The organism is Enterobacter sp. MGH120, assembly GCF_001037725.1.
Lineage (GTDB): Bacteria > Pseudomonadota > Gammaproteobacteria > Enterobacterales > Enterobacteriaceae > Enterobacter > Enterobacter hormaechei_C.
In genome coordinates this window covers 2,810,060-2,833,400 of sequence record NZ_KQ089940.1, presented here as the reverse complement: position 1 = coordinate 2,833,400, position 23,341 = coordinate 2,810,060, and the positions used below count along the sequence as shown (strand labels likewise).

The following is a 23,341-nucleotide window of genomic DNA, read 5'->3' as shown; positions in this document are numbered from 1 at the left end:
AAATCATCGCCCTGAACAGGACGTAGCATTATGAAGACACATCCACAGTACGAACCCTGGTTGCAGGGCATGCTCATCATCGCGAAATATTATCGGCTGGATTTTTCGGCGGAGCATGTTCGGGTCACGATTAACCATGAAAGCCAGTCTCCACGCCAGCTGGTGCTGGAGGAGATGGCGCGCCAGCTTGGGCTGGGGATGCGTTGGGTGGCGGCGGGAGCCGTAGCACTCGATCCGTGGCGTTTACCGCTGCTGGCGGAGTTCACCGGCGGGCAAATTGCGGTCATCAACCGTATGGACAACGAAGGGAACGTCAGCGTGCAGTTTAGCGGCGACGGGGGCCTGGAGACGACGCTGACGCGCGACGAACTCGGTTCGCGGTTAAAGGGGCTGATGGTGCTGCGTCCCCTGGAGTCCACGCCGGATGCGCGCGTGGATGATTACATCAAACCCTATGAGAAAAACTGGTTCTGGCAGCTGGCGCTGAAAGACTGGCGTCGTTACAGCGACATAATGCTGGTGGCGCTGGTCGCCAACGTGCTGGCGCTCTCCGGCATGGTCTTTTCCATGCAGGTGTATGACAGGGTGGTGCCGTCCCAGTCGGAGGCCACGCTGTGGGTGCTGTTTGGCGGTGTGATGATCGCCATCGTGTTTGAATTCATCATGCGCATGCTGCGGGTGCATATTTCGGACGTGGTAGGGAAACGCGCCGACCTGCGTATTTCCGAGCGCGTGTTTGCCCACGCCCTGAGGATTAAAAACGGCGCACGGTCGAAATCGACCGGGTCGTTTATCGCCCAGATCCGCGAGCTGGAGTCGGTGCGGGAGCTGATCACTTCCACCACCATTGCCGCTATCTCCGATCTGCCGTTCTTCCTGCTGTTCGTCTTCATTCTGTGGATGATTGGCGGCCCGCTGGTGCTGGTGGTGCTGCTGGCCGTACCGCTGCTGCTCATTCCCGGCCTGCTGGTGCAGCGCCCGCTGGGAAAACTCTCCAGCGAAGGGATGCGTGAATCGGCGATTCGTAACGCCACGCTGGTGGAAGCGGTGCAGGGGCTTGAGGACATCAAGCTAATGCGCGCCGAGCAGAGGTTCCAGAACCAGTGGAATAACACCAATGACGTTGCCGCGAGCGTCGGCATGAAGCAGCGCTGGCTGACGGGGCTGCTGCTGACCTGGACCCAGGAGGTGCAGTCTATCGTCTACGCCGTGGTGCTGCTGGTGGGGTGTTATCTGGTTATCAGCGGCGACATGACCACCGGTGCGCTGGTGGGGACCTCGATTCTGGCGTCCCGCACCATCGCGCCCCTGTCGCAGATTTCCGGCGTGCTCTCCCGCTGGCAGTCGGCAAAGGTGGCCCGCAAGGGACTGGATGACCTGATGCAGCGCCCGATTGACGATCCCCAGCACGGCAAAAAAGTGCATAAAGCCCATCTGCGCGGTGATTATCGGCTGGACGACGTTGGGTTTTATTACGATGAAGAAGAGAAGCTTACCGTGCTGAATATCAGCAAACTGCGCATTCGCGCCGGAGAGCGCGTGGCGGTGCTCGGGCGGAATGGTTCGGGGAAAAGCACCTTGCTGCATCTGCTGGCGGGAATGCAGGAGCCGCAGCAGGGCAGCATTTTGCTGGACGATATTGCTCTCAATCATCTTGACCCGGCCGACGTGCGCCGCGACATGCAGTTGCTCAGCCAGCAGGCGCGGCTGTTCTTCGGCTCCGTACGCGACAACATCCTGATGGGTAATCCGCTGGCGACAGACGAGGAAATCCATCAGGCGCTGGTCAACAGCGGCGCGCTGGAGTTTGTGCGCAAGCAGAAAATGGGGCTGAACACCATCATCAATGAGGGCGGAACGGGGCTTTCCGGCGGGCAGCGTCAGGCGCTGCTGCTGGCGCGCGCGCTGATCACCTCGCCGAATATTCTGCTGCTGGATGAACCCACCGCCTGGCTGGATGAGGTCAGCGAGAAGCAGTTTATCCAGCATCTGCACCAGTGGCTCGGTAAGCGCCGGACGCTGGTGGTGGCGACGCATCGTCTGCCGATTCTGGACCTGGTTGACCGCATCATCGTCCTGGAAAACGGCAAAGTGGTGATGGATGGCCCTCGTGATGCCATTTTACGCCAGCACGGAATGGCCCCGCAGCAGGCGCCGCAGCGCACGGTTAAACTGAAAACGGAGGGCGTGGCATGAATGATTTCTCCCGCTTTAACAGCCGGCTCAAGGAGCCGCGCCTGCCGCGTTCGTCGCTGGTGGCATGGTCGCTGTTTGCCCTGCTGGTGTTCTTTATTACCTGGGCCAGCCTGTTCCAGCTGGATGAGGTCACGACGGGTAGCGGCAAGGTGATCCCGTCCTCCCACGAGCAGGTGATCCAGTCCCTGGAAGGGGGGATTATCCACAGTCTGATGGTGCGCGAAGGCGATATCGTCGAGCGTGGTCAACAGCTTGCCCAACTGGACCGGACGAAAACCGAGTCCAGCGTGCTGGAGAGCGAGTCTCGATTAAACGCTGCGATGGCGACGGCCGCGCGTCTGAATGCTGAGGTAAACGACACCGGGCTGACATTTCCGGCAGAGCTGGATGACGACGTTGAGTTGGTCAAACAGGAAACGGCGCTTTATCAGTCACGTCGTGAAAGCCTTGAAAAAGGGCTGGCGGGTTTACGCCAGGGAGCAGATCTCGTGCAGCGTGAACTGGCATTAACGCGCCCGCTGGTGACGCAGGGGGCGGCCAGTAAGGTCGAAGTCTTACGCCTTGAACGTCAAAAAAATGAGCTGGAGAGCAAAATCACCGAAATGAAAAACCAGTACTACGTTCGCGCCCGCGAAGAACTGGCAAAAGCGAACGCGGAAATGGAAGCGCAGCGTTCGGTCATGAAAGGACGCGAAGATTCACTCACCCGCTTAACGTTTAATGCGCCGGTGCGTGGCATCGTGAAGGACATTGACGTGACGACGGTGGGCGGGGTGATCCCGCCGAACGGCAAACTGATGAGCCTGGTACCGCTTGATGACCAGATGGTGATAGAAGCGAAAATCTCGCCGCGCGATGTCGCGTTTATCCATCCCGGGCAAAAAGCGCTGGTGAAAGTCACCGCCTATGATTACTCCATCTACGGCGGGCTGGAAGGGGAGGTGACGATGATTTCCCCGGATACCCTTCAGGACGAGGTGAAACGGGATGTTTATTATTATCGCGTTTATATCCGTACAGACAGTAACCATCTGACCAACAGGCAGGGCAAGGAATTTCCGGTGTTCCCGGGCATGATAGCCACGGTTGATATCAAAACCGGCAGTAAATCCGTCATTGATTATCTGCTGAAACCGTTGAATAAGGCAAAAGAGGCGCTGCGCGAGCGGTAAAAAAGGCGTTCAGCAAACCGAACGCCCGTCAGATCAGAGTGTAGGCGTCATGTTGACAGCATGGCGTCGTTCTTTTGGTACCACGTTGATGTAATGTGTGACATACGCAAAATATAATCCGGCATAATTTTCGACCAGCTCGATAAATGCCGGGTAAATTGACATCCGGCCATCGCCGCGATCTTTAAGGTAACCTGCCTCCTGCGCCGATTTGATAATGCGGTTGACGTGGATACGCGAGACGAAAAATTCTTTTGCCAGTGTGCTGGCTGAATACGCTATTATGGCACCGTGTGCTGTTTTGTTTTTAATGGCCTGCAAATAGAGATAGAGCATAATCATTCGGCCACCATCCTTATCAATAAATAAACCCACCTCCGGAAGCACTTTCCTGAATGTTAATCCGCGGAAAAGGTACTCTGCGGCGCGCCGGAAAAAGTTGTGCCTCAAAATGTCATTGTCCAGAAGGTTAACATTAATGTTGAATGTCGGAAAAAGAATGCTGACAGGCGTAAACGCCCCGGACATATAGCGTTTCAGCTCATCCAGTCCTTTTTCCGTTGGCGCGATTTTTGTTTTTCGGCGATCTTCGGTACAGCGCCAGGTCTTAATTCGCCCGGTGGTCTTAAGTATGGTGATGATCGCGATAACACTGTTAGGACTGGCGATATTATAGCGGGTACACAGTGCCTTTATCTCTGAAACTGACTCAGCCTGATTACCAAAAACAAAACAACACATTGACAGTATTATGTTGAAGCGTGATTCCTGAAGCATCGTTTTGTAGAACAAGGGTTGTTTTTTATAAATGGCATCATTGATTCTGTAGTGCTCTGTTATAGCTTCACCAAATCGCGGGTTGTTTTTAATAACATCCCTTCGATGTAGCAAAGCCCTGGATGAAATGTGATTATCCATAGCATTTTCTCTTTTTGTCTGGGCCGATAAGATGAAGTGTCCGGTCTTCTTTTTCGGAATTTTCATTATACCTTGTGAAGTGCATATTTACTGTCGTTATATGAAAAGAAAGTAATATTTATGCTGCATATGGATGAGTGGGTTGATTAACGCAAAGATGTTCCCGTGCATAACATTGATAACGGTTTATTAACCAAATGGGGTGCGGTAAAATTATTCAATGCGACAAAGAATATTGGCTTTAATCACATTTGGGAATGATGTTTGCATTCTCAGGAGCAGGTTATGTCTCAAAACTTACCTTTTATGCAAGGTACTTGCTACAAGCAACGATTCGTTATTTCAGCCTGCGGTTTCACCTTCGAGGGGTATAGCCTGCTTCTCAAGTCTCGTGGCGTAAACGTCACGCGGCTCCATTTTGAAGATGATGAAGTTTGCTCAGGTGATGTGCAAAAAATGATGCAAAATCAACAGCCTGATATTTCTGTTTTTCTTGGTCGCGACGTGACTGCCTTTCTTGAAAGCCTGAAACGGTTGGTCTCGGTTCTGAATGCACTGCCGGTTATTTGTAGCGTGACCCTGTATGGTGCAATACCAGAGAGATGGCTTTATGCCACGCTGAAAAGTCTCGTTAATAATACCAAATCGTTGTCGAGGATCAGGGTGGCGAATATTTCAGAGGTAATGAATTGTGTAGAGAGTATTTCTGATGTGCATGCCGATTCGTCACGTTTATTGCGTGAAGGACCTCAGAAAGAAGGTAAGGAAAGCCTGCATGGTTTATCAAAACGTGAATTAACCGTATTGCTGAATTTTTATCGAGGTATTTCGATAAAAGAGCAGTCAGCGAGGTTAGGTTTGTCAGATAAAACCATTTATACTCATCGTAAAGTGGGGTTGGGTAAATTATATCTTATCAGAGTGTGGTTTAGCGATGCACGTGTCTTAAGGGATGAGGTCTGTGCAGTAAAGAACAAAGCGCAGGGGTTTTCGGAAGCAGAAATAAATATATTGCAGGCGTTACATAAGCGGGAAATCTTTGCGGCTTATCAAATTATTACCGATGGCGATAAAAAAGGAGTGGGCTTTGAAATTCTGCTGCGCTGGCATAAAAACGGTCAGGTCCTGAAACCAGGCCAATTTCTGGATGGGATAAAAAATGGCGAAATTTGGCTCAAGCTGACGGCGTTAGTCATTCACGCGGCCGTGTCAGGTATCAACAGATACAATGGAAAATATTATTTTTCGGTTAATATTCCTCCTCAACTGGCTGCCGGGAACGCGCTGCCGGGAATGGCGAAAAAAGCCGTTGAAATGTTACTGAAACCGCAGTGGGCCGGGAAACTTGTCTTCGAATTAGCTGAAACCATTGATGTAACAAAGGATCCAAATATTCCTGTCACTCTCCAGCGTTTACGCGCCGAGGGATGCCGGCTGTTTCTGGATGATTGCTTTTCCAGAAATTACGCTATGTTACCCATCCGACAGATTAATGTTGATGGACTGAAGCTTGACCGCGATATAGTCGAGCACTTTGTTGCTAACGACAATGACAATAGCATTATTAAAGCGATACAGATATACAGCGACATGACGGGAAGGGAATGCGTTGCGGAAGGCGTCGATAGCGAAGAAAAATTTGAAAAACTTGTCGCATTAGGGGTTAAGCGCTTCCAGGGATATTATCTTTCCCGGGCGGTTAAAGAAGATGAGCTGGATCGAATGGTACGGCTATTTAGTTAATGGCTTCACTATACTGGTGGTACGACAGACTTAACTCTTCGACCACCAGCAAAAACAGTCACTCACCAGGGCAATAATCTGTTATCAGATATCATCGCGCGTAAAACCGACAACAATTTCAAGCGTGTTTCGAATGACATCGCAGGCTTCGGGCTCCTCGGTAATTTCGAGGGCGTGAATCAGTTGCAGGATAATCTCTTTATTTGAGAGATTGTCACCGGTCAGCATAATACAGCGTATTGCCGAGCCCAACACTTCAACCTCACCACTGAGATGCTTTCCAGCATTAAGAAAATGTTCCGCCAGTTCTTTATCGTGCAGGGCTTCAAAATTATACGTCTGCTGCATAATCGCTTTACTCATGGTGGTCACCGTTTCGGTTAAAATTAGTGTTTCTTGTCTGGGGTCAGAAGCGTGTTGTGAGTAAAGAGAGAGCGCATGCGCCCAATTTCATAATCGCCCATCACTCTTCCCCGGTCGTGCGAGACGCCGGTTACACGCTGGCGCACTTCATCTTCAGCGGCAATCAATGCATTTTTACGTTCATCATTTGATTCAACGTTAGCCATCGCCCGCAGGCGATTAGCAAGAGACACAAAGGTAATAGGTCCGTTCTCTTTCAGTATGGATAATACGGCCTCACCGATAAGGTCATCCTTAAGTCGTTCAAATTTAGTTCTATGCATAGCTTCAATCTCACTCTGCTACACGCAGCAGGCTGTAGCATGGGGTTAGTCATCGCATTCAGGAGCTCTATTCTCACTCAGCATGACTAACTTAGTAAGTTAAAAAAACAGTGTTCAGGTTAACGCTCGAAGAAGAGGGCTATCAGACCGTTATAGTGCGCTTTCTCAACGTCAGACGTTGACTCTTCAATTCTGCGCAACAGCTTTGTACAGATTGTCATTCTGCTCAGTTGTACATTTTCTTTGATGATCTCACTGACGATAGCACCAAGGGTTTCCTGCTGTGTTGGGACATTATCCTTGTTAAAATACAAGGTGATAGCGCTTTCTGCTGTAGAGGGAGCATGGTTGCGACGCATAATTTTCCACCGTTAACAAACAATTTTGTAACATCAGTGGCATTGAATTTATACTATTCGATCAAATCTGTACATTAAAATTGTACAACTTTTCACGTGGATCGTGTTTTTGTCAGGAAAACTATCAACTATAGGGGGGGAAAGAGCAGGAAAGAAGGGAAAAGGAAAGGCCCCGAAGGGCCTGAAATTATTTACGTCCCAGCAGAAGTCCCAGAACGATACCTACCGCACCCGCAGCGATTAAGCCCGTTAAGGGATTGTTTCTGACGGCTTCAGTGACATCCGAGACGGCATCACTGGCCTGGGCAGCATATTTTTTCGCTGCACCTTTCACCTGGTGTTTAGGGGAATCAACGAATTCACCAAACTGCTGCTGCGCAGAGCCGGATAATTCATCAAGTTTGTTTTTGGCTTTATCGCCAGCGTACTGTGCATTTTTATCAGTGTCGAAATCAGACATTCCAGCCTCCTTTTGTTGGTAGTCTAAGAATAGACGCTGATTGCAGCAGTGAGCGAGAATTCGCTGAATTCGACGGCAGATTGCCCCTTTTTAGGACATGTCTTTCTTACATGACCACCACAACGTCCAAAAAATGTCGTTGATAAATATTTCCCTCGCCATCTTTCTCTACGCAGCGCGAAGAGACTGTTTCTGCCGTGCGTGAGTGTGAAAGGTAACGTAATAGCCAAGGGATGCGGCCAGGCACAGCATATAGCCGAATGATTCCGAACCTTCCTCCACGGCGTTTTTCACGACACGCATATAGCCATGCTCCAGGATGTCGTGCCACAGCACCTGCATTCCAAAGAGGCGGGAGAAGACCAGTACAGCCAGCAGGCCGCTCAACAGAATGCCGTACCAGGGGGATTGGGTATATTTTGCCAGCTGTTCCAGGGTAGCGCGAAAATGCATAACGGGGCGAATTAACGCCAGCAGAGCGGTAATCAGCGCGAACCACACCCAACTCCCATGAGAAATGAGATCAAAAAGCGCGTCCAGTTCACGAATTAGCATTGTCAGGAAAAATCCGCCCACCAGAATATTACAGTAACGCATGGATTCGTCCATTTTCGCCAGACGAAAATGGAGAAAGACAATAGTCGCTAATACCGTTTCCTGCATAATTTCGGTCAGTGATAATTCCGGAATATCATGGCCGACAAACCGCATATCAACCCAAAGACACAGTACGATAAGTGCGCAAGCGGCCGCTGCGCCAACGAAGAATAAAAAGCTCTTTAGTACAATCATTAACACCACCATTTTGTTTGTAGCGAGTATGTTAGGTGACGAGAATGTTATTTCTGTTCACATTGTGCCATATAAGTGCGGATTTTTAACATTTTGAGCTAAATAAGGTTGGTCACGACGAGACGAAAGCGTAAATATCGTCAGACTCGTCTGTGCTGTTTAGGCGGGCGCTGTCATTACGGAGGGTGCCTTCTGGCAACGGGATGTTAGGGTATTGAGGGACCAGCGAGAGGTGGAAAACACAGCTGCGGAACTATCTTGTCGATATTTTCTTAAGAACGTACTCTGATAGAGAAAGCGTTCAGTTCCACAAAAAATGCTGTTTCTCCACCCTGGCAATTATTTTTCTTCTGTGTACTCACCTTTTGATTTCAGTTTATCTCTAACAAGGTTGGCGCAACTGGTTGCATTCTGTAAACTCTGATCGTTTACAATAGAGGACCGAGATTTTAAAACTTCGTTGTAAGCATCTTTAACTTTCGGACTGACTGTTGCAGCATAACTATCTGGCGGGAAGTCACCCAAAGGTTCTTTGTCACCGCTTAAGGCCTTAGCGCAAGCATTATTAATTTGGTCATCAATGCTTAATTGATTTGCGTTAGCAGATAACGAAAAAGATAAAACCAAAGAGGCGAGAACAATTCTTTTCATACTTAGTCATTCCTTAATGATGAAGCGTTGTGATCCGAATTCAATTTGTAAAACCCAATTGTGATAGTAATATTTATCAAAGTGTATAGAAATTCTATTAGATAAACCGGATCCGAACCAGTTTCAGCAATGTTTTCTGTCCGAACATGCTGTATCCGACTTATTTTGTTTACTACAGGCTAAATGTTATCAAAGATAAATATGTCCAACATGTATTAGTCTATTCTTTTTCGTATTCTTATGACACCTACATTCTTTAGTGGGGGGAGTGTGCTTGCACAAGTCTTTAAAAGTAGGATTTTTAAGGGAGAATGACGTTGTATGTCTTCATCTGTACCACACCTGCATTACACTTAATAACAAGAACGACCAACACGTTAATTTTAAAGGAGCAGTGCATGTCTGCCATGGATTTATCCAATCTACTTTTCGCTCATGACGCACCTGATTGCCCACTTCTGGTATATCAGCGAGTCACCAATATTAACTCCAGACGCTGATTTTTCACATTACCTACGGCTCTACTTAAAACCCACACTAAACTTCATGTTTACATAAAATCGTATTAACAGATACAATACCCCCCTATAGTATCAGGAGGGCGTATGCCGCATTCACCCGAAGATAAAAAACGTATTCTGACTCGCGTCCGCCGCATTCGGGGCCAGGTTGATGCCCTTGAACGCGCCCTGGAATCGGGCGATCCCTGTCTCGCCATTTTGCAGCAAATTGCCGCCGTGCGCGGCGCTGCCAATGGCCTGATGGGTGAAATGGTCGAAATTCACCTCAAAGATGAGCTGGTGACGGGGGAGACCACCCCGGATCAGCGGGCAGTGCGGATGGCGGAAGTCGGCCATTTACTGCGCTCTTATCTAAAATAAACCCACACACCTCACAACAAGGGAAAGACATCATGAAATCTCGCGCAGCTGTCGCGTTCGGCCCAGGCCAGCCGCTGAAAATCGTTGAAATTGATGTTGCTCCGCCGAAGAAAGGCGAAGTGCTGATCAAAATTACCCACACCGGCGTTTGCCATACCGATGCGTTTACCCTGTCTGGTGACGATCCGGAAGGCGTATTCCCGGCGGTGCTCGGCCACGAAGGGGGCGGTGTGGTGGTGGAAGTGGGTGAAGGCGTCACCAGCCTGAAGCCCGGCGACCATGTGATCCCGCTCTACACCGCAGAGTGCGGCGAGTGTAAGTTCTGCAAATCCGGCAAAACTAACCTCTGCCAGGCCGTGCGCGCCACGCAGGGCAAAGGACTTATGCCGGACGGCACCACCCGTTTCTCCTATAACGGCGAGCCCATTTATCACTACATGGGTACCAGCACCTTCAGCGAATACACGGTGTGCGCCGAGATCTCACTGGCGAAAGTGAATCCGCAGGCCCCGCTGGATAAAGTCTGTCTGCTCGGCTGCGGTGTCACCACCGGTATCGGCGCGGTGCATAACACGGCGAAAGTGAAAGAGGGGGACACCGTGGCGGTGTTCGGCCTGGGCGGGATCGGTCTGGCGGTTATCCAGGGCGCGGTACAGGCGAAAGCTGGGCGTATCATTGCTGTGGATACCAACCCGGAGAAATTTAAGCTCGCAGGTGAGATGGGGGCGACCGACTTTATCAACCCGAAAGACTACGACAAACCGGTTCAGGACGTGATCGTTGAGCTGACCGACGGCGGCGTGGACTTTAGCTTCGAATGTATCGGCAACGTCAACGTAATGCGCTCAGCGCTGGAGTGCTGCCACAAAGGCTGGGGCGAGAGCATCATTATCGGTGTGGCCGGCGCGGGTCAGGAGATCAAAACCCGTCCCTTCCAGCTGGTGACAGGGCGCGTATGGCGCGGGTCAGCATTTGGCGGCGTGAAAGGCCGTACTCAGCTGCCGGGCATGGTTGAAGATGCGATGGTCGGTAAAATTCAGCTTGATCCGTTCATTACGCACCGCCTGCCGCTGGAGCAGATCAACGAAGCCTTCGATCTGATGCACGAAGGAAAATCCATTCGCACTGTTATCCATTTCGGCGACAACTGATTATTCTGCCAGCGGTTTTTTCCGCTGGCATTTCTTCCCTGATCTTCTCTAAAGTGTGACCTGTCCGGCGCTTTTAGACGTAATTTAATTCCCTGGCGTGCCGATGACTCTTTTACAGGCGTGTTATTACGCATCTTACCTATAAGAGAGTCGACGGTCATGGACAACACAACATCGATGCAGGCGCAGCCTAAGCTGAGTTTCTTGCATCACATCCGGCTGGTTCCGCTGTTTTCCTCCATTCTCGGTGGCATTATTCTCCTGTTTGCATTGAGCTCGGGTCTGGCAGGCTATTTCCTGCTCCAGGCCGATAACGATCAGCAGGATGTCACGGCAGAAATCCAGGTGCGCACCGGTCTGTCAAACAGTTCCAACCATTTACGTACCGCCCGTATCAACATGATCCACGCGGGGGCGGCGAGCCGTATCGCGGAGATGGAGGCGATGAAACAAAACATCGCTGAGGCTGAGACCCGCATCAGGCAGTCGCAGGATGGATTTGCCGCCTATATGAAGCGCACCGTTCGCACCCCGGCTGATGAAGCGCTGGATGGCGATCTGAAAGCCCGCTATGACGCCTACATCGCCGGTATGCAGCCGATGCTGAAATATGCCAAAAATGGCATGTTTGAAGCCATTATTAACCACGAAAATGAGACCGCGCGTCCGCTGGACGATGCCTATAACGCGGTGCTGCTGAAGGCGATAAAAATCCGCACCGAACGCGCCAACGCGCTGACGGCACAGGCTCACACCCGCACCCGGCTGGGGCTGATGTTTATGTTCGGCGCGTTTGGCCTGGCGCTGGCGCTGGCGGTGATCACCTTTGTGGTGCTGCGCCGTACGGTGATAAACCCGCTCCAGCGAGCCGCTACGCGTATCGAAAATATCGCAAAAGGCGATTTGACCATGCCGGACGAACCGACCGGACGCAGCGAAATTGGCCGCCTGACGCGCGATCTGCAAACGATGCAGCACGCGCTGGTGACAACCGTGGGCACCGTGCGGCAAGGGGCGGAGGAGATCTATCGTGGAACCAGCGAGATCTCCGCGGGTAACACCGATCTCTCTTCCCGTACCGAGCAGCAGGCGGCGGCGATTGAACAGACGGCGGCCAGCATGGAGCAGCTCACCGCGACGGTGAAACAGAACGCCGATAACGCGCATCATGCGAGTAAACTGGCAGAAGATGCCTCCGGTAAGGCCAGCCGCGGGGGGCAGATGGTCTCCGGCGTGGTGAAAACCATGGGTAATATTTCCACCAGCTCGAAGAAGATCTCTGAAATTACCGCCGTGATTAACAGTATCGCGTTCCAGACCAATATTCTGGCGCTCAACGCGGCGGTCGAGGCGGCGCGTGCGGGTGAACAGGGACGCGGCTTTGCGGTCGTGGCGAGTGAAGTCCGCACCCTGGCAAGCCGCAGCGCGAATGCGGCGAAAGAGATTGAAAGCCTGATTAATGAATCTGTGTCGCTTATCGATCAGGGTTCCGGGGAAGTGGTTGCGGCGGGCAATACCATGAATGAGATCGTCGAGGCGGTTAAACGCGTCACCGATATTATGCTGGAGATTGCAGCGGCGTCCGATGAGCAGAGCCGCGGCATTGTTCAGGTGAGCCAGGCGATTTCCGAGATGGACAAGGTGACGCAGCAGAATGCCTCGCTGGTGGAAGAAGCTTCTGCGGCGGCGGCCTCGCTGGAAGAGCAGGGCGCACGTCTGACGGAGGCTGTTGGCGCGTTTCGTCTCATCGGGGCAGGGGCTGGACGGACTACAGCCCCTGCAACCGCAGCGAAATCCGCGCCTTTAACCCCGGCGGCGGCCGTCTCAGGTGATAACTGGGAAACGTTCTGAGTAAGACAGACCCGCCCTCGCGGCGGGTTCTGCGTTTAGGGTCAGAGAGGCATTGATTTACGAATGGCGCTTAACAGCGTTTGGGCGCCTTCAGAGAGCGGGGCATCTACCCGCGTCAGGATCCCAATCGGTTCTCCCGCGCCGGGCGATGTTACCGGCAGCGCCGTAAGCACACCGCGTCGCAGATCGTCCTTCACCGCGCCGGACGGCACAAACCACACGTAGTCGTAATCCACCGTAAGCTGGCGCGACAGCGACGCCGAAAGCGTTTCAATACACCCGGAAGGCAGCGTGCAGCCCTGCATTTGCAGCAACGCCTCCGCATTCTGACGCGGAACGGTTCCTTTTGGTGAGACTACCACCGGCCACTCCATCACGCGGCTCAGGGTCACGGTGTCCTGCAACAGGGGATGATTCGGACGCACGACCAGCTTCAGCGATTCCAGGAACAGCAGCTCGTAATTCAGGCCGCTCATCAGTTCCGGATCGGACATCCGCCCAATGCCCAGATCCAGCTCGCCTGACTTCAGGCCCGCCAGCAGCATGGTATTATTCATGGTCGCGACCTGAAGCGTGGCGTGCTTTTGCTGACGGTGGAACTGGCCGATCGCCGCAGGCAGTATACCCAGCGCCGCCGTTGGCAGCGCGCCCACGCGCACGATGTCGCTGGCCGACTCCTCTTTACGGTTGAGCGCCTGACCGGCGGTATTGAGGGCATCGAGAACTTTAACGGCATGCGTCAGGAACTGTTCACCCACGAGAGTAAGCTGAGCGCCCAGACGGCCGCGATCGAACAGGCGGGTTCCGGTAAGCTGTTCCAGTTCGTTCAGCGTTTTGGATAGTGCAGGCTGACTGAGGTTAAGGGTTTCAGCCGCTCGCCCCAGCGTTCCCTGTTGAGCGACGGCCACAAAAGTATGCAAATGGCGCAAGCGTATGCGCTGACTGAACAGACCATTTTTTTCCATAGGCGATGTTAAAAACAGAGCGACGCGGGTGACAAGTTAAGATGTTTGAATTTGATAACCTGATAGCAAAATATTTTTAACATTTGATCTATTTGAGTTACAACCGTTTTTCGAAAATGCCCACGCTTTGACCACTGGTCTGCCTGGATCACAATTCGTAAATTCTTCCCAACGAAAGGAACGGGCTTCTCTACACTCCAGGTAGTATTCACTGGAGGCATGACATCATGGCGAACACCATCACGGCTGATGATATTCGGGAACACTTTTCGCAGGCTATGTCGGCGATGTACCAGCAGGAAGTTCCGCAGTACGGCACCTTGCTGGAACTGGTGGCGGACGTTAACCTGGCGGTTCTGGAAAATAACCCACTTTTACATGAACAACTGGCAAACGCAGACGAACTGGCGCGCCTGAATGTTGAACGTCACGGTGCGATCCGCGTTGGCACCGCGCAGGAGCTTTCCACCCTGCGCCGGATCTTCGCCATTATGGGCATGTATCCGGTCAGCTATTACGATCTCTCCCAGGCGGGCGTGCCCGTCCACTCGACGGCGTTTCGTCCGACAGACGATGCAGCGCTCTGCCGTAATCCGTTTCGCATTTTTACCTCGTTGCTGCGCCTGGAGCTGATTGAAAACGTTGCGCTGCGCGAAAGGGCGGCGGAGATCCTCTCCCGGCGCAACATCTTTACGCCGCGCTGCCTGGAACTGATCGACCTGCATGATGCGCAGGGACACTTTACTGAGGCACAGGCGCGCGAATTTGTGCAGGAAGCCCTGGAAACCTTCCGCTGGCATCGCCATGCGACGGTCGATCAGGAAACCTATCTGGCGCTGAGCAACGAACATCGCCTGATTGCCGACGTGGTCTGTTTCCCGGGGTGTCATATAAACCATCTCACGCCGCGCACGCTGGATATCGACCGGGTGCAGGAGCTAATGCCGAAGTACGGCATTGAGCCGAAAATTCTGATTGAAGGCCCGCCGCGCCGCGAGGTGCCGATCCTCCTGCGCCAGACCAGCTTTAAGGCGCTGGAGGAGCCGGTGCTTTTCGCGGGAGAACACAAGGGCACCCATACCGCGCGTTTCGGTGAGATTGAGCAGCGCGGCGTGGCCCTTACGCCGAAAGGGCGCGAGCTGTACGACAGTCTGTTAAATCAGGCCGGGACCGGCAAAGACAACCTGACCCACCAGCTTCACCTGCGCGAGATCTTCAGCGCCTTCCCGGACAGCGAAATGTTCCTGCGCCGTCAGCGGCTGGCTTATTTCCGCTACCGTCTGACCCCGACAGGTGAGGCGCATCGCCACGCATTTCGTCCCGGCGACGATCCGCAGCCGCTGATCGAACGGGGCTGGGTTGTGGCACAGCCCATCACCTACGAGGATTTTCTGCCCGTCAGTGCGGCGGGGATCTTCCAGTCGAATCTTGGCAATGAAACGCAGGCGCGCAGCCACGGCAATGCCAGCCGCAATGCCTTCGAAGCCGCGCTCGGCTGTGCGGTGTACGACGAGTTTTCGCTTTACGAGGAGGCGGAAGCGCGCAGCAAACAGCGTTGCGGTTTGCTCTGAAACCGTTACTCTGCAAGGGTGTGATGGAAAAAGAAGGTTGGTATGGAAAATCCCTCCGCCCCTGTGGTTGAAACGCGCCAGGGCGCATTGATTGGTTTTACTGAAGGCGATACTCACGTGTGGTGCGGCATTCCCTATGCGGCACCGCCCGTAGGCCAGTGGCGGTGGCGCTCCCCGCGTCCTCCCGCGCGCTGGGATGGCGTACGTCCGGCGACGGCGTTCTCCGCCTCCAGCTGGCAGAGCAGCGAAAGCTGTCAGGAGCTGGGTGGCGGCGATCCCGGCCAGTTCTCTGAAGACTGCCTGTACCTTAACGTCTGGTCGCCAGTCGCACGCGCCGATCCGCTTCCGGTGATGGTCTGGCTGCACGGCGGAGGATTTACCCTCGGCGCTGGCGGGCTGCCTCCGTATAACGGCAGGGCGCTGGCGAAGCGCGGCACGGTGGTGGTGACGATCAATTACCGTCTCGGACACCTCGGCTTTTTTGCCCATCCGGCGCTGGAGGGGGAAGAAGAGCGCGTGGTGCATAACTTTGCGCTGCTCGATCAGATCCAGGCCCTGGAATGGGTGCGCGATAACATCGCCGCGTTCGGCGGCGATCCTGAGAACATCACCGTATTTGGCGAGTCGGCCGGCGCGCGCAGCGTGCTGTCGCTGATGGCCTCTCCGCTTGCGCGAGGACTGTTCCATAAAGCCATTGTGCAAAGCGGGTACACGCTGCCCGACACCCCACGCGGGCAGGCCATGCATAAAGGCGAAGCGATTGCCGCCCATTTCGGCCTGCACAATGCCACCGCGGAACAGCTTCGCGCGCTCCCGCCTGAGGCGTTCTGGCCGCTGACCTCGCCGCTGAATATCGCCCCTGCGCCCATCGTGGGGGATTGCGTTTTGCCTGAGGCCATGCTCGACGTCTTTTTCGCGGCCCGCCAGCATCCTGCACCGGTGATGATTGGGTCAAACAGCGACGAAGCCAGCGTGATGTCGGTGTTCGGGGTCGATCTGGCCGGGCAGATCCAGAAGCTTCGCCGCGAGCGGCGCTTTGGCCTGGGGCTGATTAAGCTGCTTTATCCTGGCGTGAAGGGCGATGAGGAACTTGGCAGGCAGGTATGCCGCGACATGGCCTTCACCACCATGGGATACGTAGTGATGCAGGCGCAGCAGCGGGCGGGCGGCCTGTGCTGGCGATACTGGTTTGATTATGTGGCCGAAGCGGAGCACGCGACGTACATCAATGGCGCCTGGCACGGCAACGAAGTGCCCTACGTGTTCGATACCCTTGGACAGGTGGAACCCTCGCGGCAGTATGTAAATGAACGCGATCTGGCCTTCGCCGCTCAGGTGGCGGACTACTGGGTGAGCTTCGCCCGGGATGCGGGGGCTCGCGATAGCCTGGCAGGGCCCACGCGCTGGCCCGCCTGCCGGAAAGGGCGAGACGTGCTGTTACGTATCGGTGTGAATAAACATGCAGGTTTTCGGCTTGAAAACCGCTTCATGCGTGCCCGTATGAGCCTCTTCAAACGGGTGATGAAACACCACGTCAGCCTCGACTGAGCAGACAGGCGCGAAACGCATCCAGTCCGTTTTCCGGGCCGGGTGCGTCGCGTAATACCAGCCGGTAGCTCGCCCCCGTCTTTATGCTTGTGTCAAAAGGCCGCATCAGCCGTCCGGCGCGCACGTCCTCCTCCACCAGCGTTTCATCCGCGATGGCGATGCCCAGCCCCTGAATGGCGGCGGTAATGGCCAGATCCATGGTTTCGAAGTGTTGATTTTTGAGCATAGCTGGCGGCGGACCCGGCTGTTTCGCCAGCCACAGCGTCCAGTCCGTTTTGTCCCGCGTGGGGTGAAGGAAGGTGAGAGTTTCCAGCGCAGAACCGGCCCGTACCGGGCTCATCACCGGGGTTAAGGCCTCTTCGAACAGCAGATCGCCGGCGCTCATGTGTGTCCCAAACACAATCGCCGCGTCACAGGATTCGGTTTTGAAATTGACGTTATGATCGGTGGTGGTGGTCAGCGCAATCTGGAGTTCCGGCTGTTCGCGCTCCACCTGTAGCAGCCGCGGCACCAGCCAGCGCATCGCGCAGGTAGGCGCTTTCAGACGAATAACGGTCTGGTGCGTTCGTGCCTGTTCAGCAACGTTCAGCAGGTGCTCAAACGCAGATTGCAGCTCCGGCAGCAGGGCGCTTCCCTGAGAGGAGAGACGCAGGCCGCGCGCATGGCGCTCGAACAGCGGGAAGCCGAACCAGCTTTCCAGCGAAGCGATTTTGCGGCTTACCGCCCCCTGCGTCAGACAAAGCTCCCTGGCGGCATGGGTTAGATTCAGGTGACGCGCGGTCACGATAAATGTCTCTACGGCATTGAGCGGAAATGATCGACGCGACATATCTCACCTTAGCTATGCGTTTTTGTCATGGCTATTATGACAACAATTCGATTGTCCCGGCAATGAAGTTGTTGTTTGAATAGTTATGCATTCACCACGAGAAGGGACAGAGGATGACTTTGAAAACGCCGGTGCAGACACGATCCAAATTGCCCGATGTGGGAACCACCATTTTTACCGTTATCGGCCAGCTTTCAGCCCGGCATAACGCCATCAACCTTTCTCAGGGTGCGCCGAATTTTTCCTGCGACCCAAAACTTATCACCGGCGTGACCCGCGCCATGGAGGCAGGGCATAACCAGTACGCCTCCATGACCGGGCTGCAACCGCTCAGGGAGCGCATTGCGGACAAAATTGCCACGCTCTATGGCACACGCTATGACCCGGCGAGTGAGGTGCTGGTGACCGCCAGCGCCAGCGAAGGGCTTTACTCAGCCATCAGCGGGCTGGTTCATCCTGGGGATGAGGTGATCTATTTCGAGCCCTCCTTTGACAGCTATGCGCCGATTGTGCGTCTGCAAGGGGCGACGCCGATCGCCATTAAGCTGACGGTACCGGATTTTGCCGTGAACTGGGATGAAGTACGGGCGGCTATTACCCCGCGCACGCGGATGATCATCGTCAATACGCCGCACAACCCGAGCGGGCAGGTGTTTTCAGCCGCCGATCTGCACCAGCTGGCAGCGCTGACGCGCCACACCGACATCATCATTTTGTCTGACGAAGTGTACGAGCACGTCGTTTTTGATGGCGAACCGCACCACGGAATGGCGACGCACCCGCAGCTGGCGGAGCGCAGCGTGATTATTTCTTCTTTCGGAAAAACCTATCACGTCACCGGCTGGCGCGTGGGTTATTGTGTGGCACCCGCGGAGCTGATGGATGAGATATGTAAAGTCCATCAATTTTTAATGTTCTCGGCCGATACCCCGATGCAGTACGCGTTTGCCGAACACATGACCGATCCGCAAACCTGGCTGTCGCTGGCGGCGTTTTATCAGCGCAAGCGCGATCTGCTGCAAAGTTTGCTCGCCGACTCACCGTTCAGGCTGCTACCAAGTGCCGGTTCGTTCTTCCTGCTGGCGGATTACAGCGGCTTTAGCGACGAGCGCGACAGCGAGATGGTGAAAAGGCTGATTGTCGAGTACGGGGTTGCCACCATTCCGCTGTCGGCGTTTTATGCCGATGGTACGGACAATAAGTTAATCCGTCTCTCTTTTGCGAAAGATGAGGCGACGTTACGGGCAGGTGCCCAGGCCCTTTGTCGGGTTACACCACGTTAAGGAATTTGAGATGAAATTACGCGCGTTAGTTGTCGGCATGGGACTGTTGTGTTCATTCTCGTCGTTTGCCGCTACCGAGTTGCGATACGGGCTGGAGGCGGAATATCCGCCGTTTGAAAGCCGCAATGCGTCAGGGGAGCTGGAAGGGTTTGACGTAGAGCTGGGAAATGCCATCTGTAAAGCCGCCGCGCTGAAGTGCAGCTGGGTTGAAACCTCGTTTGATGCGTTGATCCCCGGTCTGGTGGCGAAAAAGTTCGACGCCATAAACTCGGCGATGAACATCACCGAACAGCGTCGCAAAAGCATTGATTTCACCCAGCCCATCTATCGCATTCCCTCCCAGCTGGTGGGCAAAGCCGGTTCTGCGGTAGAGGCTACCCCCGAAGGGCTGAAGGGCAAAACCATCGGCGTTCTTCAGGGTTCAATTCAGGAAACTTACGCCAAAGAGCACTGGGAAAAGCACGGTGTCACCGTGGTGTCTTATAAAGATCAGAATATGGCCTGGGGAGATCTGCTGAATGGCCGCATCGATGCCTCGCTGGTCATGTCAGCGGCCGGGCAGGCAGGTTTCCTCAGTAAGCCGCAGGGTAAAGGGTTTGGCTTTATCGGCAAACCGGTGTCGGACGACACCATCCTCGGCAGTGGGATCGGCTTTGGGCTGCGTAAGGGGGATGAGGCCACCAAAAAGCAGCTTGATGCCGCAATTGATAAAGTACGTGCCGACGGCACGATCGCTAAACTGGCTGATAAGTACTTCCCGGGTATCGATGTCAGCGTAAAATAACCGCCTCGTTGGTCCCGGCTGTCGATGTCCAGCCGGGACACTTTTATACATAACTTTACCCCTTTTTCAGGCCGTTCTGGTCGACAGAAAATATTTCTCGGTTTGTTCAGATAATCACCCGCCAACAATTGGATTCTTAACCGTTTTTGTTTAGGCTGTGCGTTCTTTCTTGCCGTCATTTCGCTGCGCGCGAAACTCATTCACACGACCATAAGGACGTTTTCTCAGGCATGAATCGCAGACGTTTTCTCAAAGGTTCCCTGGCAATGGCTGCCCTGAGCGGCACTTCTGGCCTTGCTTCTCTGTTTTCCCAGGCGGCGTATGCTGCTGACTCCGACATTGCCGACGGTCAGAGCCGTCGCTTTGACTTCTCTGTTCTGCAATCCATGGCGCACGATCTGGCGAAAACCGCGTGGGGCGGTGCGCCGCGTCCGCTGCCGGAAACGCTGGCCACTATGACGCCGCAGGCGTACAACGCCATCCGTTACGATGAGAAGCAGTCGTTGTGGAATAACATTGAAGGCCGTCAGCTGGACGCCCAGTTCTTCCATATGGGGATGGGGTTCCGCCGCCGCGTGCGCATGTTCTCGCTGGATCAAACCACCTCTCAGGCGCGTGAGATCCACTTCCGGCCTGAGCTGTTCAGCTACGGCGATACGGGCGTGGATACCCGCCAGCTTGAAGGGCAGAGCGACCTCGGCTTCGCCGGATTCCGCGTCTTTAAAGCGCCGGAGCTGGCGCGACGCGATATCGTTTCGTTCCTGGGCGCGAGCTACTTCCGCGCGGTGGATGATACCTACCAGTACGGCCTCTCTGCGCGTGGTCTGGCGGTGGATACCTTTACCGACACCCCGGAAGAGTTCCCGGATTTCACCTCCTTCTGGTTTGAAACCGTGAAGCCGGGTGATACCACCTTTACCGTCTATGCGCTGCTGGACAGCCCGAGCATTACCGGTGCCTATAAGTTTGTGATCCACTGTGAGAAGAGCCAGGTGATCATGGACGTCGAAAACCATCTCTATGCGCGCAAAGACATCAAGCAGCTCGGCATCTCGCCAATGACCAGCATGTTTAGCTGCGGCAACAACGAACGCCGCATGTGCGACACCATTCATCCGCAGATCCACGATTCAGACCGCCTGGCGATGTGGCGCGGTAACGGGGAGTGGATCTGCCGGCCGCTGAACAACCCGCAAAAGCTGCAATTTAACGCCTACCTGGATAAAAACCCGAAGGGCTTTGGTTTGTTGCAGCTTGACCGTGACTTCTCTCATTACCAGGACGTCATGGGCTGGTATAACAAGCGACCAAGCCTGTGGGTCGAGCCGCGCAACAACTGGGGGAAAGGTTCCATTGCCCTGATGGAGATCCCGACAACCGGCGAGACGCTCGATAACGTGGTCTGCTTCTGGCAGCCAGAGAAACCGGTGCAGGCGGGTGATGAGCTGGACTTCAAATACCGTCTCTACTGGAGCGCGCAGCCGCCGGTGCGTTCCCCGCTGGCAAACGTCTACGCCACCCGTACCGGTATGGGAGGCTTCCCGGAGGGCTGGGCGCCGGGTGAAAATTACCCGAAAGTGTGGGCCCGTCGCTTTGCCATTGATTTCGTCGGGGGCGATCTGAAGGCCGCCGCACCGAAGGGCATTGAGCCGGTGATCACCCTGTCCAGCGGTGAAGCGAAGCAGGTGGAGATCCTCTACGTCGAGCCGTTCGACGGATATCGCATTCTGTTTGACTGGTATCCAACCTCTGACTCCACCGAGCCGGTGGATATGCGCCTGTTCCTGCGCTGTCAGGGCGATGCCATCAGCGAGACCTGGCTGTATCAGTACTTCCCGCCCGCGCCGGACAAACGTAACTACGTTGACGACCGGATCATGCGCTAGTCCTTATGGGTTTGTGCCGGGTGGCGACCCGGCCTGCTCTGGACGCATTTGTAGGCCGGGTAAGCGTTAGCGCCACCCGGCAATTAAGAGGCACCATGTCTTCAGAAATCATCCCCGTTAACCAGGAAATCGAGCTTCGCGCCGTCGAAGAGCGCTATACCACCGATCTGCATAACCTCGTAATCAAAAACAAAACCTGGCTGCAAACCGCCTTTGACTGGGCGCAGCATGTCGGCAGCGAAGAGGACACGCGCCGCAACGTGCAGAGCAACCAGATGTTGCACCAGCGCGGTTACGCCAAAATGTTCCTGATTTTTATGAATGACGAGCTGATAGGCGTGCTCTCCTTCAACGCGATCGAGCCTGCGAATAAGGCCGGGTATATCGGCTACTGGCTCGACGAAGCGCATCAGGGGCAGGGAATACTTTCTCAGGCGCTCCAGGCGTTTATGCGCTATTACGTTGAGCGCGGCGAGATCCGCCGTTTTGTGATCAAGTGTCGCGTGGATAACCAGAGCAGTAACCGGGTGGCGCAGCGCAACGGTTTCACGCTGGAAGGTTGTTTGCGGGAAGCGGAAATGCTCAACGGGCGTTACGATGACGTGAACCTGTACGCCAGAATCTTCCCGCTATAGCGCCCCCAGCAGCGGCGTCCGGGTGATCCGCGTGTCGCCGTTGATCACTTTGGCTCCCCGGACGTGAATGCTATCTCCCTCCAGCGCCTCGATAACCGCATCGTCCGTTATTTCCACCTGATGCTCAATCAGGACATCGCCGCTGATACGCGCCCGCCCCTGAATGACCACCTTGTCGTCAATCAGGATCGGCCCGCCGCGTAACCACGCCTCGCCGCCTATTAATACGTGGTGTTTAATGACGCAGTTGCCTTCGACGAGGGCGTTTTCCGCGACCTGTGAACTGTACCGCACGGTCGGGATGGCATCATCTTCCAGACCGGCCAGCAGACGGGCGTTGCCGTACACTTTGGCGCAGTCGCACACCCAGACGTTATTCAGCGCGTTGCCCTCAAGAATGGCGCGATCGAACACCTCGGCGCGGTGCTCAACAAAGGCCCAGGTCACCATGGCATCGCCGAAGATTTGCGCCTGATGCACAATACGCGACTGGCTGACCGTGGCTCGGTCATAAATTTGCAGGATCTGCTCACGGTCGGGTGTCAGCCCTTTGGCTGCAATCACCAGGCTGTTATGCAGCACCCGCGCGTCACCCGCGATACGGCATTCCCCGCGAACGGTGGAGTGCTGAACGGTGACGTTGTCACTTATTACCGCCTCGTGACTCACCTCTGCCGCGTCAAGCCAGCCGTTGCCGCCCACGTGTGCGTGGTGGCTTACGATGCAGGGTTGGGTGAGGCGGGCGTTACCGGATATCCTGGCCCCGGCAAACACCACGCTGTTTTCATCGTAAACCCAGCAATCCCCATCCTGGGCGAGCGCGTGTTCATCCTCAACCCAACCGCCTTTAGTCCCGCTGGTCACATCGTTAAAATCCTTCACGGCAATAATTTGTCTGAGAGGCGTTGTGCACGGCGTTGATCCGTCCTGCCAGCGCCAGAGACGCGTTTCATTGCTAAGCCGATATTTTGTCATCGTGT

At 54.5% G+C, this 23,341-nt stretch carries 22 protein-coding genes; 12 read left to right on the top strand and 10 right to left on the bottom strand.

What is annotated here, in order from left to right:
• The first annotated feature begins 30 nt into the window (after window positions 1–30).
• Window positions 31–2,196: a type I secretion system permease/ATPase gene (locus tag SK54_RS13255; RefSeq protein WP_017384015.1), complete on the top strand. Its 2,166-nt coding sequence runs from the start codon at window positions 31–33 to the stop codon at window positions 2,194–2,196.
• Complete coding sequence (locus tag SK54_RS13250) at window positions 2,193–3,368, top strand: HlyD family type I secretion periplasmic adaptor subunit (RefSeq protein WP_015570567.1); 1,176 nt, start codon at window positions 2,193–2,195, stop codon at window positions 3,366–3,368. Before SK54_RS13255 ends, SK54_RS13250 begins: the two co-directional genes overlap by 4 nt.
• A 33-nt stretch (window positions 3,369–3,401) precedes the next feature.
• On the opposite strand, the gene SK54_RS13245 is transcribed toward SK54_RS13250, so the two are convergent.
• On the bottom strand, window positions 3,402–4,286 hold the full coding sequence (locus SK54_RS13245; protein ID WP_032667732.1) for a hypothetical protein: 885 nt from the start codon (window positions 4,284–4,286) through the stop codon (window positions 3,402–3,404).
• 285 nt (window positions 4,287–4,571) lie between these two features.
• Here SK54_RS13245 and SK54_RS13240 point away from each other — a divergent pair, with 285 nt between their 5' ends.
• The gene (locus SK54_RS13240) at window positions 4,572–6,029 is read left to right on the top strand and encodes an EAL domain-containing protein (RefSeq protein WP_017693453.1); all 1,458 of its coding nucleotides are present in this window, start codon (window positions 4,572–4,574) and stop codon (window positions 6,027–6,029) included.
• Between the two features lie 84 nt (window positions 6,030–6,113).
• Here the strand turns inward: SK54_RS13240 and SK54_RS13235 are convergent, their stop codons facing one another.
• The 6 genes from SK54_RS13235 to SK54_RS13210 form a co-directional block, all read right to left on the bottom strand.
• Window positions 6,114–6,392, bottom strand: a complete 279-nt coding sequence (locus tag SK54_RS13235) for a biofilm development regulator YmgB/AriR family protein (RefSeq protein WP_017384011.1) — start codon at window positions 6,390–6,392, stop codon at window positions 6,114–6,116.
• A 23-nt stretch (window positions 6,393–6,415) separates the two neighbouring features.
• On the bottom strand, window positions 6,416–6,715 hold the full coding sequence (locus SK54_RS13230; protein WP_017693452.1) for a hypothetical protein: 300 nt from the start codon (window positions 6,713–6,715) through the stop codon (window positions 6,416–6,418).
• 119 nt (window positions 6,716–6,834) lie between these two features.
• Entirely contained in the window at window positions 6,835–7,074 is a 240-nt protein-coding gene (gene ycgZ, locus SK54_RS13225; protein ID WP_003857265.1) for a regulatory protein YcgZ, read from the bottom strand.
• 187 nt (window positions 7,075–7,261) lie between these two features.
• Complete coding sequence (locus tag SK54_RS13220; protein ID WP_003857263.1) at window positions 7,262–7,534, bottom strand: ElaB/YgaM/YqjD family protein; 273 nt, start codon at window positions 7,532–7,534, stop codon at window positions 7,262–7,264.
• A gap of 168 nt (window positions 7,535–7,702) precedes the next feature.
• Entirely contained in the window at window positions 7,703–8,326 is a 624-nt protein-coding gene (locus tag SK54_RS13215; protein ID WP_017384009.1) for a hypothetical protein, read from the bottom strand.
• A gap of 339 nt (window positions 8,327–8,665) precedes the next feature.
• Complete coding sequence (locus tag SK54_RS13210) at window positions 8,666–8,977, bottom strand: hypothetical protein (protein WP_017693451.1); 312 nt, start codon at window positions 8,975–8,977, stop codon at window positions 8,666–8,668.
• A gap of 605 nt (window positions 8,978–9,582) precedes the next feature.
• On the opposite strand from SK54_RS13210, the gene SK54_RS13205 reads away from it, so the two are divergent.
• The 3 genes from SK54_RS13205 (at window position 9,583) to SK54_RS13195 (ending at window position 12,860) form a co-directional block, all read left to right on the top strand.
• A complete protein-coding gene (locus tag SK54_RS13205) occupies window positions 9,583–9,858 on the top strand; it encodes a metal/formaldehyde-sensitive transcriptional repressor (protein WP_003857256.1) in 276 nt (91 codons plus the stop codon).
• A 32-nt stretch (window positions 9,859–9,890) separates the two neighbouring features.
• A complete protein-coding gene (locus tag SK54_RS13200) occupies window positions 9,891–11,009 on the top strand; it encodes an S-(hydroxymethyl)glutathione dehydrogenase/class III alcohol dehydrogenase (protein ID WP_017693450.1) in 1,119 nt (372 codons plus the stop codon).
• A gap of 159 nt (window positions 11,010–11,168) precedes the next feature.
• Window positions 11,169–12,860, top strand: a complete 1,692-nt coding sequence (locus tag SK54_RS13195) for a methyl-accepting chemotaxis protein (protein WP_023296590.1) — start codon at window positions 11,169–11,171, stop codon at window positions 12,858–12,860.
• A gap of 41 nt (window positions 12,861–12,901) precedes the next feature.
• On the opposite strand, the gene SK54_RS13190 is transcribed toward SK54_RS13195, so the two are convergent.
• Complete coding sequence (locus SK54_RS13190) at window positions 12,902–13,825, bottom strand: LysR substrate-binding domain-containing protein (RefSeq protein ID WP_015570563.1); 924 nt, start codon at window positions 13,823–13,825, stop codon at window positions 12,902–12,904.
• A gap of 227 nt (window positions 13,826–14,052) precedes the next feature.
• On the opposite strand from SK54_RS13190, the gene SK54_RS13185 reads away from it, so the two are divergent.
• Both SK54_RS13185 and SK54_RS13180 read left to right on the top strand, forming a co-directional pair.
• Window positions 14,053–15,396, top strand: coding sequence for a 2-oxoadipate dioxygenase/decarboxylase HglS (locus SK54_RS13185; protein WP_017384005.1), 1,344 nt, complete (start codon window positions 14,053–14,055; stop codon window positions 15,394–15,396).
• Between the two features lie 42 nt (window positions 15,397–15,438).
• The gene (locus SK54_RS13180) at window positions 15,439–16,944 is read left to right on the top strand and encodes a carboxylesterase/lipase family protein (protein WP_048247400.1); all 1,506 of its coding nucleotides are present in this window, start codon (window positions 15,439–15,441) and stop codon (window positions 16,942–16,944) included.
• Here the strand turns inward: SK54_RS13180 and SK54_RS13175 are convergent.
• Window positions 16,931–17,773 (bottom strand): LysR family transcriptional regulator, encoded by an 843-nt coding sequence (locus SK54_RS13175; RefSeq protein ID WP_015570561.1) that lies wholly within the window; start codon window positions 17,771–17,773, stop codon window positions 16,931–16,933. The genes SK54_RS13180 and SK54_RS13175 overlap by 14 nt on opposite strands.
• Before the next feature lie 113 nt (window positions 17,774–17,886).
• On the opposite strand from SK54_RS13175, the gene SK54_RS13170 reads away from it, so the two are divergent.
• From SK54_RS13170 to rimL, 4 genes are all read left to right on the top strand, one after another.
• On the top strand, window positions 17,887–19,056 hold the full coding sequence (locus SK54_RS13170) for a pyridoxal phosphate-dependent aminotransferase (RefSeq protein ID WP_017384002.1): 1,170 nt from the start codon (window positions 17,887–17,889) through the stop codon (window positions 19,054–19,056).
• Between the two features lie 10 nt (window positions 19,057–19,066).
• Entirely contained in the window at window positions 19,067–19,840 is a 774-nt protein-coding gene (locus tag SK54_RS13165) for an ABC transporter substrate-binding protein (protein WP_003857237.1), read from the top strand.
• A 230-nt stretch (window positions 19,841–20,070) separates the two neighbouring features.
• Window positions 20,071–21,726, top strand: a complete 1,656-nt coding sequence (locus tag SK54_RS13160) for a glucan biosynthesis protein D (RefSeq protein WP_017384001.1) — start codon at window positions 20,071–20,073, stop codon at window positions 21,724–21,726.
• 95 nt (window positions 21,727–21,821) lie between these two features.
• Window positions 21,822–22,361 (top strand): 50S ribosomal protein L7/L12-serine acetyltransferase, encoded by a 540-nt coding sequence (gene rimL / locus SK54_RS13155; protein ID WP_017384000.1) that lies wholly within the window; start codon window positions 21,822–21,824, stop codon window positions 22,359–22,361.
• Here the strand turns inward: rimL and ydcK are convergent.
• Entirely contained in the window at window positions 22,356–23,336 is a 981-nt protein-coding gene (gene ydcK, locus SK54_RS13150) for a YdcK family protein (RefSeq protein WP_017693447.1), read from the bottom strand. The genes rimL and ydcK overlap by 6 nt on opposite strands.
• Between the last annotated feature and the right edge of the window lie 5 nt (window positions 23,337–23,341).

Coding starts and splice junctions, on each gene's coding strand:
- SK54_RS13255 (WP_017384015.1), top strand. CDS start 31: ATGAAGACACATCCACAGTACGAACCCTGGTTGCAGGGCATGCTCATC.
- SK54_RS13250 (WP_015570567.1), top strand. CDS start 2,193: ATGAATGATTTCTCCCGCTTTAACAGCCGGCTCAAGGAGCCGCGCCTG.
- SK54_RS13245 (WP_032667732.1), bottom strand. CDS start 4,286: ATGGATAATCACATTTCATCCAGGGCTTTGCTACATCGAAGGGATGTT.
- SK54_RS13240 (WP_017693453.1), top strand. CDS start 4,572: ATGTCTCAAAACTTACCTTTTATGCAAGGTACTTGCTACAAGCAACGA.
- SK54_RS13235 (WP_017384011.1), bottom strand. CDS start 6,392: ATGAGTAAAGCGATTATGCAGCAGACGTATAATTTTGAAGCCCTGCAC.
- SK54_RS13230 (WP_017693452.1), bottom strand. CDS start 6,715: ATGCATAGAACTAAATTTGAACGACTTAAGGATGACCTTATCGGTGAG.
- ycgZ (WP_003857265.1), bottom strand. CDS start 7,074: ATGCGTCGCAACCATGCTCCCTCTACAGCAGAAAGCGCTATCACCTTG.
- SK54_RS13220 (WP_003857263.1), bottom strand. CDS start 7,534: ATGTCTGATTTCGACACTGATAAAAATGCACAGTACGCTGGCGATAAA.
- SK54_RS13215 (WP_017384009.1), bottom strand. CDS start 8,326: ATGATTGTACTAAAGAGCTTTTTATTCTTCGTTGGCGCAGCGGCCGCT.
- SK54_RS13210 (WP_017693451.1), bottom strand. CDS start 8,977: ATGAAAAGAATTGTTCTCGCCTCTTTGGTTTTATCTTTTTCGTTATCT.
- SK54_RS13205 (WP_003857256.1), top strand. CDS start 9,583: ATGCCGCATTCACCCGAAGATAAAAAACGTATTCTGACTCGCGTCCGC.
- SK54_RS13200 (WP_017693450.1), top strand. CDS start 9,891: ATGAAATCTCGCGCAGCTGTCGCGTTCGGCCCAGGCCAGCCGCTGAAA.
- SK54_RS13195 (WP_023296590.1), top strand. CDS start 11,169: ATGGACAACACAACATCGATGCAGGCGCAGCCTAAGCTGAGTTTCTTG.
- SK54_RS13190 (WP_015570563.1), bottom strand. CDS start 13,825: ATGGAAAAAAATGGTCTGTTCAGTCAGCGCATACGCTTGCGCCATTTG.
- SK54_RS13185 (WP_017384005.1), top strand. CDS start 14,053: ATGGCGAACACCATCACGGCTGATGATATTCGGGAACACTTTTCGCAG.
- SK54_RS13180 (WP_048247400.1), top strand. CDS start 15,439: ATGGAAAATCCCTCCGCCCCTGTGGTTGAAACGCGCCAGGGCGCATTG.
- SK54_RS13175 (WP_015570561.1), bottom strand. CDS start 17,773: ATGTCGCGTCGATCATTTCCGCTCAATGCCGTAGAGACATTTATCGTG.
- SK54_RS13170 (WP_017384002.1), top strand. CDS start 17,887: ATGACTTTGAAAACGCCGGTGCAGACACGATCCAAATTGCCCGATGTG.
- SK54_RS13165 (WP_003857237.1), top strand. CDS start 19,067: ATGAAATTACGCGCGTTAGTTGTCGGCATGGGACTGTTGTGTTCATTC.
- SK54_RS13160 (WP_017384001.1), top strand. CDS start 20,071: ATGAATCGCAGACGTTTTCTCAAAGGTTCCCTGGCAATGGCTGCCCTG.
- rimL (WP_017384000.1), top strand. CDS start 21,822: ATGTCTTCAGAAATCATCCCCGTTAACCAGGAAATCGAGCTTCGCGCC.
- ydcK (WP_017693447.1), bottom strand. CDS start 23,336: ATGACAAAATATCGGCTTAGCAATGAAACGCGTCTCTGGCGCTGGCAG.